Origin of the sequence: Clostridium sp., assembly GCF_018372875.1 — a bacterium.
Lineage (GTDB): Bacteria > Bacillota > Clostridia > Clostridiales > Clostridiaceae > Clostridium.
Genome location: NZ_JAHAIF010000070.1, coordinates 1 through 12,058 on the forward strand (window position 1 = coordinate 1; position 12,058 = coordinate 12,058).

General features: G+C 30.8%; 15 protein-coding genes. 4 read left to right on the plus strand and 11 right to left on the minus strand.

Annotated features, from left to right (window positions below; all coding sequences use genetic code 11):
• Positions 1–110: 110 nt before the first annotated feature.
• From mnmA to KIB46_RS15190, 4 genes are read right to left on the minus strand one after another with little or no spacing between them, the layout of a single operon-like run.
• On the minus strand, positions 111–1,187 hold the full coding sequence (gene mnmA, locus KIB46_RS15175) for a tRNA 2-thiouridine(34) synthase MnmA (protein ID WP_291672975.1): 1,077 nt from the start codon (positions 1,185–1,187) through the stop codon (positions 111–113).
• Positions 1,188–1,196: 9 nt separating this feature from the next.
• Entirely contained in the window at positions 1,197–1,634 is a 438-nt protein-coding gene (gene nifU, locus KIB46_RS15180) for a Fe-S cluster assembly scaffold protein NifU (RefSeq protein ID WP_156558768.1), read from the minus strand.
• A gap of 2 nt (positions 1,635–1,636) precedes the next feature.
• A complete protein-coding gene (gene nifS / locus KIB46_RS15185; protein ID WP_156558767.1) occupies positions 1,637–2,818 on the minus strand; it encodes a cysteine desulfurase NifS in 1,182 nt (393 codons plus the stop codon).
• A gap of 12 nt (positions 2,819–2,830) precedes the next feature.
• Positions 2,831–3,274, minus strand: a complete 444-nt coding sequence (locus tag KIB46_RS15190; protein WP_156558766.1) for an Rrf2 family transcriptional regulator — start codon at positions 3,272–3,274, stop codon at positions 2,831–2,833.
• Positions 3,275–3,428: 154 nt separating this feature from the next.
• On the opposite strand from KIB46_RS15190, the gene KIB46_RS15195 reads away from it, so the two are divergent.
• From KIB46_RS15195 to KIB46_RS16435, 3 genes are all read left to right on the plus strand, one after another.
• Positions 3,429–3,761 carry a hypothetical protein gene (locus KIB46_RS15195; protein ID WP_291672979.1) on the plus strand — a complete coding sequence of 111 codons (333 nt, stop codon included), beginning with the start codon at positions 3,429–3,431 and terminating at the stop codon, positions 3,759–3,761.
• Positions 3,762–3,785: 24 nt separating this feature from the next.
• Positions 3,786–4,115, plus strand: coding sequence for a glycosyl hydrolase family 18 protein (locus KIB46_RS15200; protein WP_291672995.1), 330 nt, complete (start codon positions 3,786–3,788; stop codon positions 4,113–4,115).
• Positions 4,116–4,265: 150 nt separating this feature from the next.
• Positions 4,266–4,436, plus strand: a complete 171-nt coding sequence (locus tag KIB46_RS16435) for a hypothetical protein (RefSeq protein WP_363290427.1) — start codon at positions 4,266–4,268, stop codon at positions 4,434–4,436.
• A 48-nt stretch (positions 4,437–4,484) separates the two neighbouring features.
• Here the strand turns inward: KIB46_RS16435 and KIB46_RS15205 are convergent, their stop codons facing one another.
• The 4 genes from KIB46_RS15205 to KIB46_RS15220 all read right to left on the minus strand — a co-directional run bounded on the left by KIB46_RS15205 (position 4,485) and on the right by KIB46_RS15220 (position 8,534).
• Positions 4,485–5,756, minus strand: a complete 1,272-nt coding sequence (locus tag KIB46_RS15205; protein WP_291672981.1) for a replication-associated recombination protein A — start codon at positions 5,754–5,756, stop codon at positions 4,485–4,487.
• 93 nt (positions 5,757–5,849) lie between these two features.
• A complete protein-coding gene (locus KIB46_RS15210) occupies positions 5,850–6,647 on the minus strand; it encodes an ATP-binding cassette domain-containing protein (RefSeq protein ID WP_291672983.1) in 798 nt (265 codons plus the stop codon).
• Positions 6,613–7,533 (minus strand): ABC transporter permease, encoded by a 921-nt coding sequence (locus KIB46_RS15215; RefSeq protein WP_291672984.1) that lies wholly within the window; start codon positions 7,531–7,533, stop codon positions 6,613–6,615. Before KIB46_RS15215 ends, KIB46_RS15210 begins: the two co-directional genes overlap by 35 nt.
• A complete protein-coding gene (locus KIB46_RS15220) occupies positions 7,533–8,534 on the minus strand; it encodes an ABC transporter substrate-binding protein (protein ID WP_291672986.1) in 1,002 nt (333 codons plus the stop codon). Before KIB46_RS15220 ends, KIB46_RS15215 begins: the two co-directional genes overlap by 1 nt.
• A gap of 282 nt (positions 8,535–8,816) precedes the next feature.
• Here KIB46_RS15220 and KIB46_RS15225 point away from each other — a divergent pair, with 282 nt between their 5' ends.
• Positions 8,817–9,623, plus strand: coding sequence for a mechanosensitive ion channel domain-containing protein (locus KIB46_RS15225; RefSeq protein ID WP_156558761.1), 807 nt, complete (start codon positions 8,817–8,819; stop codon positions 9,621–9,623).
• A 37-nt stretch (positions 9,624–9,660) separates the two neighbouring features.
• On the opposite strand, the gene KIB46_RS15230 is transcribed toward KIB46_RS15225, so the two are convergent.
• From KIB46_RS15230 to KIB46_RS15240, 3 genes are all read right to left on the minus strand, one after another.
• Positions 9,661–10,332, minus strand: a complete 672-nt coding sequence (locus KIB46_RS15230) for a SprT family zinc-dependent metalloprotease (protein ID WP_291672989.1) — start codon at positions 10,330–10,332, stop codon at positions 9,661–9,663.
• A 524-nt stretch (positions 10,333–10,856) separates the two neighbouring features.
• Complete coding sequence (locus tag KIB46_RS15235) at positions 10,857–11,030, minus strand: hypothetical protein (protein ID WP_291672991.1); 174 nt, start codon at positions 11,028–11,030, stop codon at positions 10,857–10,859.
• An 88-nt stretch (positions 11,031–11,118) separates the two neighbouring features.
• Positions 11,119–12,058: 6-phospho-alpha-glucosidase (locus tag KIB46_RS15240; protein WP_291672993.1), on the minus strand; the 940-nt coding region annotated here is incomplete at its 5' end.

Genomic DNA, 12,058 nt, shown 5'->3' on the forward strand with positions numbered 1-12,058 from the left:
TAAGAATATTTTATCATAAATCCTAAACTCGTAGAGTTTGGGATTTATTTTTTTTACAAAAAAAGAGCTACGCACTAATTATTTAGTGCGACAGCCCCATTTAAATGCAGCTATAATATTTTTTCAATTATTCCCCCGCCAACTACAATATTACCATCATAGAATACTACTGACTGTCCTTTTGTAATAGCTCTTTGTTTATCTTTAAACGACACTCTAACTCTACCATTCTTTTCAGGGTATAAAACAGCCTCTGCTGGTCTTGCAGAATATCTAACCTTTGCAGTTACTTTTAACTCACCTTCAAGATTATCAAAAGGAATAAAATTAACATCCTTAGCTAATAAGTCTGTTTTAAATATATCTTCTTCAGGACCAATTACAACTTCATTTGTCTTTGGTCTAATATCAGTTACAAAAACAGGTCTTCCTAAGGATAGTCCTAATCCTTTTCTTTGACCAATTGTATAATATACTATTCCTTTATGCTTTCCTAATACATTCCCTTCTTTATCAACAAAGTTTCCTGGTTTTATTTTTCCAGGCTTAGCTTCTAAGATAAATCTTCCATGGTTATTATCAGGAATAAAACATATTTCTTCACTATCTTTTTTATTATGAACAGCTAATCCTATTTCCTTAGCTATTTCCCTTATTTTATCCTTAGTATATTCTCCACAAGGCATTAATGTATGTTCTAATTGATCTTGTGTAAAATTATATAAAGCATAAGTTTGATCTTTCTTATCATCATCAGATTTAATTAGAAGGTATCTTCCATCTTTTTCTACAATCTTAGCATAGTGTCCTGTTGCAACATATTCTGCACCTATACCTCTAGCTTTTCTAAGTAAAGCATCAAACTTTATATGTTTATTACATGCAATACATGGGTTAGGAGTTTTTCCAACCATATATTCATCTATAAAATAATCAATTACCTTTTCTTTAAATATATCTTTAAAATTTAACACATAAAAAGGTATACCTATTCTGTCACAAACTCTTCTAGCATCTTCTACAGCAGAAAGAGAACAACATCCCCCTTCATTTTCTATAGTTTCATCATTGTCTGGTGACATTCTTAAAGTTATACCTATAACATCATATCCTTGTTCTTTTAAAAGATAAGCAGCGACGGAGCTATCAACTCCGCCACTCATACCTACAACTACTTTTTTCTTCATAGACTACTCCTATTCTTCTCCATGAACGTGATCGTGCAAATCATCTCCATGTTCTTCGAAATCCCAAAGTTCCATTCCTTTGTTCTTTCTGTAGTCGTTAATTGCCTTGTGTATAGCTTCTTCTGCTAATACTGAACAGTGCATTTTTACTGGTGGAAGTCCATCTAAAGCTTCTGCAACTGCTTTGTTTGATAGCTCCCAAGCTTCATCTATATGTTTACCCTTAATTAGTTCAGTTGCCATTGATGATGATGCTATAGCAGAACCACAACCAAATGTCTTAAACTTAACATCTTCTATAATTCCGTTATCATCTACCTTTAAGTAAATCTTCATTATATCTCCGCACTTAGCGTTTCCTACTTCACCTACGCCATTTGCATCTTCAATTTCTCCTACGTTTCTTGGATTTCTGAAATGATCCATAACCTTATCTGTATATATCATAATTATCTTACTCCTCTCTTAATGAAATCTTCCCATAATGGTGACATATCTCTTAATCTTTGAATAATTGGTGGTAATACTTCTATTACATAGTTAACATCTTCTTCTGTTGAAGCATCACCTAGTGTTAATCTTAATGATCCATGAGCTTTTTCATGTGGAAGCCCTATAGCTAATAGAACATGTGATGGATCAAGTGATCCTGATGTACATGCACTACCACTTGAAGCACAAACTCCTTCAAAATCTAATGAAAGCAATATTGATTCTCCTTCAATAAATTCAAATCCAACATTAACGTTACCTGGTAATCTCTTATCACCTGTTGGTCCATTAAGCTTTGAATATGGAATCTTTAATAAACCTTCTATTAATTTATCTCTTAATACTGTCATTTTATCCACATGTTCTTGTAGGTTTTCAGTAGCAAGTTCAATAGCTTTTCCAAGACCTACGATACCAGCAATATTTTCAGTACCTGCTCTTCTAGCTCTTTCCTGTCCACCACCGTGAATTAAATTATGTATTCTAACACCCTTCTTTATATAAAGAGCACCTACACCCTTTGGTCCATATATCTTATGTCCTGCTAAAGATAACAAATCAATATTCATATCCTTAACATCAATTTCTATATTTCCAATTGCTTGAACAGCATCAGTGTGGAATAAAACCTTCTTTTCTCTACATATAGCTCCAATTTCTTTAATTGGTTCAATAGTACCTATTTCATTATTAGCAAACATTACAGAAACTAAAATTGTTTTATCTGTAATTGCATTTCTTACATCTTCTGGATTAACAAAACCTTCGCTATCAACATCTAGGTATGTAACTTCAAATCCGTTCTTTTCTAAATATTCACATGTATGCAATACAGCATGATGCTCAATTTTAGTTGTTATTATATGGTTACCTTTATTCTTATAAGCTGAAGCTATCCCTTTAATTGCCCAGTTATCAGCTTCTGATCCTCCACCTGTAAAGTATACTTCATTCATATCACAATTAAGTGCTTTAGAAACTTGGCCTCTAGCCTTATCTACAGCTCTCTTAGTAATTCTTGATATTTCATAAAATGAAGATGGGTTACCAAATTTACCTGTGAAGTATGGTAACATTTCTTCTAAGACCTCTGGCTTAACAAAAGTTGTTGCAGCATAATCCATATACACTGTATTCATGTTTCTTCACCTCTATATTTTAAGTTTTAATGATTCGTTATTTATCTTGATTCTTTCATAGTCATTTACTATATCTTGAAGAGTTACTGACTTCATTACATCATCAATACTGTTTTTAATCTTTGCCCAAAGTAATCTTGTAGCACAGCAATCAAGATTATCACAAGAAACACCTTCAATGCATTCTGCAATCTCAATTGGCCCTTCAAGTACATACATAATTTCAGCTACAGTAATGTCTTTAGGCTCTCTACTTAAAACATATCCTCCTTGAGCACCTCTAATACTTGTTATTAGCTTTGCTTTTCTTAAAGGAGAAAATAATTGTTCTAAATAATATTCAGATATATTTTGTCTTTTAGAAATAGTTTTAATTGATAAAGGCGCTCCACCATAATTTATAGCAAGTTCTACCATTGCTTTTACTCCATAACGCCCCTTTGTTGAAAGTTTCATTATCTTCACCTCTTAATGTTGAGTAAATTACTATGCTTTATATTTTATATCATAGCAAAACGCTCGGACTTTGTCAATAATCTAAATACATCAATATTTACTTTACTGAAATATAATTTAACAATTAATTGTAATAATATGTAAGAAGGCCTCTATGAGAAAGAAAGTATCAATATCTACATCTATTGCACTTATACTATGTTTAAGCTTATTTATATCCTATAGAAATATAATAAACAATAACTCCAATAATAATTCTGATACAAACCTAAATAATACATATAATAGCAACAAAAATATTATTATGTACTTTCCTAACTGGGAAGTTTACAGTGAATATCACAACAATCTTACTGTTGGAGATATTCCTTGGAACAAGGTTACAGTTATAAATCATGCTTTCTTTACTGTATCTAAAGCCTTTAAATTAGAGTCTACTGATAAGGATGCTGATTTTGAAAAATCCTTTCCTAATTCAGAAGGATGAGAGCAAGGACAACTTAGAGGACATATTGGTGAATACAAATACTATAAATCTAAATACCCTAATGTAAAAGTTCTTATATCTGTGGGTGGTTGGACACGTGGAGAAAACTTTCATGATATGGCAAAAACAAAAGAAAACAGAAAAATATTTATTGACAGCATAATAGATTTCTTTAAAAAATATCCCTTTATTGATGGTATAGATATAGACTGGGAGTATCCAGGAGAAAACAGTACAAAAGTCCCTAATGATGAATTTGATAAAGGTTGTCCTGGTGGGCAAATACCATGGTTTCAAATAAAAGAAAGGTGTAACTTTGTAATAAAGAATAATTGTCTGGGAAATAACTGGTGATGACAAGAACAAAAACTTCCCGCCAACTACTCTTATATGGGAAAGCTTTGGTAAAACAACCGATACTTCTACTGAAAATAATTAAGAAAATACCAATCAAGAAGTTATGAATAATAGTTTAGATGATTTTAACATAAACCTTCAAAGAAGATTTCTCAATGTTGGGAAGGGGTACTTTCTTACTCTGGTAATATCTACACTATATCTAACCCAAGTTGGGGAGGAAATATTAACAACGGTAGTTCCATTACAGTAAACGGAGCTTGTGAGGGTAATTCCAAGGATCTTAAAATTAAAAATGTTAAAATAGAAGTGAACTAAAATAAAAAGAGATATCGCTAACTATATATAGCCATATCTCCTTCATTTCTATTTTCCTTTAACTTTATCCCAATAATCCTTAGAGGTTCTTTCCATCTTATTATCTCCATACTCATAATATACCTTATCTTTAATATTATTAGGTAAATACTGTTGTTTAACATAATGATTAGGATAAATATGAGGATATTTATATTCAACTCCTCTTCCTAAGTTTGACGCTCCAGAATAATGTGCATCTTTCAAGTGAGGTGGTATATCATCAATAGACAGATTATCTAAATCCTTTAAGGCACTATCTATTGCATTAATTGCTGAATTTGATTTTGGTGATGTAGCAAGTAATATAGTTGCCTCAGCTAGTGGAATTCTAGCTTCTGGGAAACCCAACTCTCTTGCTGAATCCACTAATGATTTTACTATTAATGCTCCTTGAGGATATGCCAATCCTATATCCTCAGCTGCTATAACTTGAAGTCTTCTGCATATAGAAATTAAATCACCTGCTTTTATAAGTCTTGCTAAATAATGAATTGCACCATCTGGGTCACTTCCCCTTATTGACTTTTGAAAAGCACTTAAGTAATCATAATGGCTATCTCCATTCATATCATAGGCAACTACCTTTGTTTGAGTAGAATCTCTTGCAATTTCCTCATCTATGTATACTACTCCATCTTCATTAGGATTAGTTGACCTAATGGCCACCTCTAAACCATTAATAGATTTTCTTACATCTCCATTTGATGCTCTTGCAAAATAATCTAAGGCCCCATCAGTTACTTCTAAGGAAATTTCAGTATAGTCCTTTTGTTCAATTTGAATTGCTCTACTTAAAGCCTTTTTTATATCTTCCTCACTTAAGGGCTTAAACTCAAAAATAGTAGATCTACTTAATAAGGCTTTAAATACATAATGATATGGGTTTTCTGTAGTAGAAGCTATTAAGGTAATTCTACCGTCCTCTATGTATTCTAATAAGGACTGTTGTTGCTTTTTATTAAAATTCTGAATCTCATCTAGATACAGTAATACCCCTTTTCTTCCCATAAAGGTATCTAAATCCTTACAAATATCTTGAATATCTTTTAAAGATGCATTTGTAGCATTTAGTTTATAAAACTGTTTATTAGCTTTTTTTGCAATTATGTTTGCTACAGTAGTCTTTCCTATACCTGGTGGTCCATAAAAAATCATGTTACTTATAGCTCCACTTTTCACCATTCTATCTAATATCCTATTTTCACCTAATATATGTTTCTGACCACATACATCCTTAAGCTCTGTGGGTCTAATCTTATCTGCTAATGGTTTATACATCTCTATCTCTACCTTTACTTTAAATATATATAAATCATATCATAATTTAGCACATGAATAAAACTCCTACATTTTCACATAGGAGTTTACATTTTAAACAAATAAAGTTCTATCACTAAGTTCTTCTTTAATATGAACCTTTTCAAAAAGTTGCATTAACTTATCCGTTGAATCTAATTCTTTCCTCTCTTTTCCCTTAACATCTACAACTATATTTCCTCTATGCATCATAAACAATCTATTTCCAGAATCTATAGCATGCTTTAAATTGTGAGTTACCATTAAAGTAGTTATTCCTCTTTCTTTAACTATTTTTTTAGTAATCTCCATTATCTTTTCTGATGTCTTAGGATCTAATGCAGCTGTATGCTCATCTAATAATAATAACTTAGGATTTGACATTACAGCCATTAAAAGGGTTAAAGCTTGTCTTTGTCCACCAGATAATAATTCAACTTTATTATAAAGCTTATCCTCCAACCCTAAATTTAGCTCTTTAAGAAGTTCCTTATAGGATTCTATTCTCTTTTTATTAATCCCTAAGGACAAACCATATTTTTTACCCTTATTATCTGCAAGTGAAAGATTTTCTAATATAGTCATCTTAGGATCAACCCCAAAAGATGGATTTTGATATACTCTACCAATCTCCCTGCACCTATAAAACTCTTCTTTACTAGATACATTTTCTCCATCAATATATATAGTTCCAGAGTCTTGTTCTATTGATCCTGCAATTATGTTTAACAAAGTTGATTTTCCAGCTCCATTAGAGCCTATAATAGTAACAAAATCACCCTTATCAATTTCTACTGATAATTTATCAAAGACTTTATTTTCATTTATACTATTAGGATTAAATACTTTCGATAGCTGCCTGATCTTCAGCATTTTCTTCAGCACCACCCTTCACTTCAGTTTTTTTCCTCTTAAACAGTCCATTTTGTGTACTTAATGCAATAACTAGTACTCCTGCTGTTAAAAGATTCAAAAGATTTGGATTTAACTTCATTTTTAATGCTACTGAAATAGCAAAGTAATATATTACAGTGCCTATAATAGCTTGAGTTGTAGATTTAATCCCCTTGAATCTTCCTAATAATGATGTACCTATTATTACACAAGCTAGTCCTTTTACCACTACGCCAGTACCCATGCCAACATCAGCATATCCATTATACTGTGCTGTAAGTCCTCCAGCCAAAGCAACTAAACCATTACTTAACATAAGACCTATTATCTTTATATTATTTTTGTTAACTCCAAGGGAAGTAACTACTTGCTCATTATCCCCTACAGCAAATAGTAGGAATCCAACCTTTGTTTTCATAAAAACATCTAATAAAATCTTTAATACAATCAAAAGTACAGCAACAATAAGTAACGTTGTAAATAGTCCACTTCCTTCTGAGAATATATGAGTTGTTTGAAATAACGGAGTATTTGATTTATTCCCCATAACCAATAGGTTAACTGAATAAAGACCTATCATTACCAATATACCAGACATTAAATTCGTTATCTTTAGCTTTACATGCAAGAATGCTGTAATAAATCCTGCTATAGCCCCCCCTAGGGCAGATGCAATAACTGCTATCCATGGATTTACTCCATTTACTAAAAGAATAGCTGATATACATGCTCCTAAAGGATAAGTACCATCAACTGAAAGATCAGGAAAGTCTAATATCTTGTAAGTGATAAATACTCCCATTGCTACCAAACCAAATAATGAAGCTTGCTCTAAGACATTGATAGCTATTTTAAGAATATCCACTACTTAACGCCTCCTGTAACCTTCTTTGCTGAATCTAAAATATTTTGAGGTATTGTAATACCTAGCTTTTTAGCCACATCTGTATTTACTGTTATTGCAAGTTCTTTCATAGTTTCAATTTCAATTTCTTGAGGGTTCTTTCCATCTAATATTTCTGCTGCCTTATAACCTGCCATCTTTCCAAGTTCATAGTAATCTATTCCCTTTGAAAGTAGTCCACCTTTTTCAACCACTGCTGGCTCTGCTCCAATTACAGGCTTATTTGCTTTTAAGGCTATTTGTGCAACTAATTCATAAGAAGCTGCAACATTATTATCTGTTGGAGCATATAAAACATCTATATCTCCCATAGAATTAGATAACACTTGATTTATTTCATTTATATTAGCAACACCTATCTTCTTAATTTTTAAATTGTATTTTGGTGCTAATAACTCTAATTCATTTACTTGATTTACTGAATTTGTTTCAGATGTTGTATAAACTACACCTAAAGTTTTAGCATTAGGTAAAACTTCCTTTAATAAAGCTAATTGTTCATCTATATTTGCCATATCTGATGTTCCAGTTGTATTGCAACCTGAACTCTTCCAATCCTTAGCTAGTCCATCATTTACTGGATTTGTAACTGCACTAAATACAATTGGTATATCTTTTGTAGCATTATAACAAGCCTGTGCTGTTGGTGTAGCTATAGCAAATATCAAATCCTTTTTTGACGATACAAACTGACCTGCTATTTGTTGTGCAGTATCTTGTTTACCTGAAGCATTTTGTTGTTCGATTTCAATGTTTTCTCCATCTTTATATCCTTTTTCAGCTAGTCCATCAATAAAGCCCTTATTGGCTTGATCTAATGCATCATGCTGAATAAGTTGAATTATACCTACCTTTTTCTTTACTGTTTCTTTTTCATTCTCAGTCTCTCCTCCACATCCCACAAGTAAAGATGCACCTAAAAGATCACATAGCAATAAAGCTATCTTCTTTTTACCTACCATAATACCATCCTCCTAATTTTTTATACCTTAAATCCTCCTAAACCACTTAAATCAAATATCTATTTCTTAAAAAAATCCATATTTTTTTGCTTATTACCACTATATTATATTCATTTAATCTAAATATATTAAACATTTAAGGTATATATTAATAATTTATAAAATGCTTTTGTATATAATACCATAATTTATTAATATTGTAAATATTACTCATAATGTGCTGTTGTATTATTTTTATATGTGTGTAAAAATAATATTTATTATAGGAAAAGGAGAAATATTATGAATTTTGAAAACTTACTAAATGACTTTGTATCCTGGTCATTAAAAAACGGAATAAAATTAATACTAGGTATCGTAATTCTTGTGGTTGGTTGGAAGCTTATAAAGAGAGTTATTACCACTTTAAATAACTTTTTAGAAAAAAAGGGATTTGATTCTACCCTTCATTCTTTTTTAGATGCTTTAATAAATATTGCATTGAAGACTCTACTTATTTTTGTAGTTCTTCAATTTATGGGTATTGAAATAGCAGGTCTTGCCGCTATAGTTGCATCTGCAGGTTTCACTATTGGTCTTGCCCTTCAAGGAAGTTTATCAAACTTTTCTGGTGGAGTAATACTATTATTAATGAGGCCTTTTAAAGTTGGAGATTATATAGAAACTTCTGGGCATTCTGGTACTGTTGAAAATATAAAAATATTTTATACTCATTTAGTTACTCCAGATAATAAGGAGATTATGATTCCAAATGGTACAATTGCAAACAACAGTATGATTAATTACACAAATAAAGATACTAGAAGAGTTGATTTAACTTTTGGAGTAGGATATGAAGATGATATACTTCATGTAAAACAAACATTATTTAAGATAATAAAGTCAAATGATAAAATCTTAAATCATCCAGAACCTTTTGTAAGTATTTGTGAACACGGACCAAGTTCTCTTAATTTTGTTGTAAGAGTTTGGACAAAAACAGAAGATTATTGGAATGTATATTTCTACTTACTTGAAGAAGCTAAGATAAAATTTGATGAAGAAAAAATTAACATACCATATCCTCAAATGGATATTCATATGAAATAACTTAAAGAGAGTGAAGTTTCTAACCTTCACTCTCTTCTTATATTAGCCTTATATTAGAAAGATGAGAATTTTCCCTTAAATACATATGCTCCTCTTCATAATTGGGCATTATATTCTTTACTAGATCCCAATAATCTTTAGAATGATTTTTGTGAATCATATGACACAATTCATGAATAACAACATAATCAATAGCTTCACTCCTAAACATTATAAGTTTAGAATTAAACACCAACACATTGTCATAAGAACAACTTCCCCATCTGCTTTTTAGCTTTTTAACCTTAATATCTTTAGGAGTAATATCAAATAAAACTTTATGTCTAATTACTTTTTCTTTTACTACTCTTAAAGTTTCTCTCTTTAAATATTCTTCTAAAGCTTTCATGGCATTTTCTTTGACTATAACATTCACCACAAATTTATCATTAAAAAATGCAACAAAATTTCTTTTCAAAAAAGGTTGTTCAATAATTTCTATAGAGTATTTTTTTCCTAAATACATAATTGTATTTACTTCTAACTCTTCTCTACTCTTAATCTCCTTTATTTTTTTTGATATCCAATCACTTTTGGATTTTATAACCTTTTCTATGGTCTCATCACTTGTATTATTAGGAACACTAACTTTAATATTTCCTTCTATATCAATAGAAATTGATATAGATTTTTTATTCTTATAAATTACTTCATACTTTATATTACTCATATTATTAATGATAAAATAAGTTTGAATTATTAACAATATAAAAAGGTGGGGGAATATTTATTTTCTTCCTTCCATCCCAAGCTCCAAGTCACATTAAAACAAATATCACCCCACTCCTACTAAAGGTAATGAAAAAAGTGTCGCTGAAACTTTTGACCCGTTAATTTTTTCTGTTCACTCTGCTTTGCTAAAGGCATGTTAAGAAAAGATCATTCATTCATCTCATAGAAGTTTCTCCAAGGCCCCATTTTTACTATATATTTATATATTTATATATTTATATATTTAAAAAAATATTTAAATATTTCTTTATCGGTTATCCCACCTTCAGTAAATCCAAATATATCTATACATATAGACTTTTACGAGAAGTGTCCAAACTCTTTTTTAATCTGTAGTTTTCTAAAAAATAAAAGAAGGATAATAAACATATCCTTCTACCAACATAACCAATCTATATTAATTCTTTTCTGCCTAGTCAATTTAATGCTCTAAATGTATCGTTTTTTTCCTTTCTGCCCTTCTTATAAGGCTCTTCTATGCTTTACTGAATCTGTTTTTATCATTACAGTTTCAATCACGATATCTTTTAAATAATCTCTAAAATCAAACCAATAATGTCCTGTTGATTCAACACCTGCTATACAATCATCATAAGTAAAACCATAATTATTTATAATTAAATCTATTTTCTCCAAAAACGAAGGAGCTGTATCAGATTGAATTAATAAATTCAGTCAGAACACATCTCCTTTTTTATTGTTATATTAAATTTCAAGCAATAGCTTACTTTAATTCAGTCCATAGCCCCTTATTAGCTGCGTATAATTCATCTAACACCTTTTTACCCACAGTGTAATTAGGTATTGTTTTGTTAAGCATCACAGCTTCTAAGGCTTTTTGGTAAGATCCAGATAATGCTGCGTCAACTGTCATTTTTTCATATGCTTTTTGCATTTCCATCAATCCTTTTTGGAAAGTTGGTATTTCACCAATATTGATGGTTTCAGCTCCCATTGATCCAATATAAGCTGGTATCTCAACAACTGCTTCTGGATCAAAATTAGAGATTGCACCATGATTCTTTTTATTGACTATAAATCTTTCCCTAGTATTATGAATAATCGCATAAGCAATATCTACAATATAATTGCCATGAACTCCTGCATGTAGTGAAGAATCCTTAGCCGACCCTTCTGAAATCACTCTACGACATTCATCATAAATACGTTTTTCCCTACCTTGCATTACATAATCTCCACGAGTAAATGAAACGTCATCATGCGCAACCATTTCATCTGGAGTCAAATAATACTGTAAGTAACAATTAGGGAAATACTCTGGGAATCTTTTAAATAGACTAATCATTTGTTTATAAGTCTTCACCCAATATTGATCTCCAACAGTTTCATCATTTGACATTAAAAGCGTATCAATTTTACCTGAAAGAACATCTTCACGTAATTGTGGCAACAAATCAAAGCCATTTTCATCATAAACATTTGTCCACCAACCAAAATGATTCAGTCCAAAGTATTTAAAGGTTAAATCACGGTGCTCCTTATTAAAGTACTTTGCAATGGCACCTTCAATTGAAATCGGCATATCACAAATACACAAAACATTTGCATCTGGAAACTCACGATAAATTGCTTCTGATAAAATAGCCTCTGGATTTGTATAGTTTAAAATCCAAGCCTTAGGACAAACTTCTTTTACCTTTTTA

What these genes read in the sequence shown, in the direction of transcription:
- mnmA (WP_291672975.1), bottom strand. Translation starts at nt 1,187, where the DNA reads ATGAAGAAAAAAGTAGTTGTAGGTATGAGTGGCGGAGTTGATAGCTCC.
- nifU (WP_156558768.1), bottom strand. Translation starts at nt 1,634, where the DNA reads ATGATATATACAGATAAGGTTATGGATCATTTCAGAAATCCAAGAAAC.
- nifS (WP_156558767.1), bottom strand. Translation starts at nt 2,818, where the DNA reads ATGAATACAGTGTATATGGATTATGCTGCAACAACTTTTGTTAAGCCA.
- KIB46_RS15190 (WP_156558766.1), bottom strand. Translation starts at nt 3,274, where the DNA reads ATGAAACTTTCAACAAAGGGGCGTTATGGAGTAAAAGCAATGGTAGAA.
- KIB46_RS15195 (WP_291672979.1), top strand. Translation starts at nt 3,429, where the DNA reads ATGAGAAAGAAAGTATCAATATCTACATCTATTGCACTTATACTATGT.
- KIB46_RS15205 (WP_291672981.1), bottom strand. Translation starts at nt 5,756, where the DNA reads ATGTATAAACCATTAGCAGATAAGATTAGACCCACAGAGCTTAAGGAT.
- KIB46_RS15210 (WP_291672983.1), bottom strand. Translation starts at nt 6,647, where the DNA reads ATGCTGAAGATCAGGCAGCTATCGAAAGTATTTAATCCTAATAGTATA.
- KIB46_RS15220 (WP_291672986.1), bottom strand. Translation starts at nt 8,534, where the DNA reads ATGGTAGGTAAAAAGAAGATAGCTTTATTGCTATGTGATCTTTTAGGT.
- KIB46_RS15225 (WP_156558761.1), top strand. Translation starts at nt 8,817, where the DNA reads ATGAATTTTGAAAACTTACTAAATGACTTTGTATCCTGGTCATTAAAA.
- KIB46_RS15230 (WP_291672989.1), bottom strand. Translation starts at nt 10,332, where the DNA reads ATGAGTAATATAAAGTATGAAGTAATTTATAAGAATAAAAAATCTATA.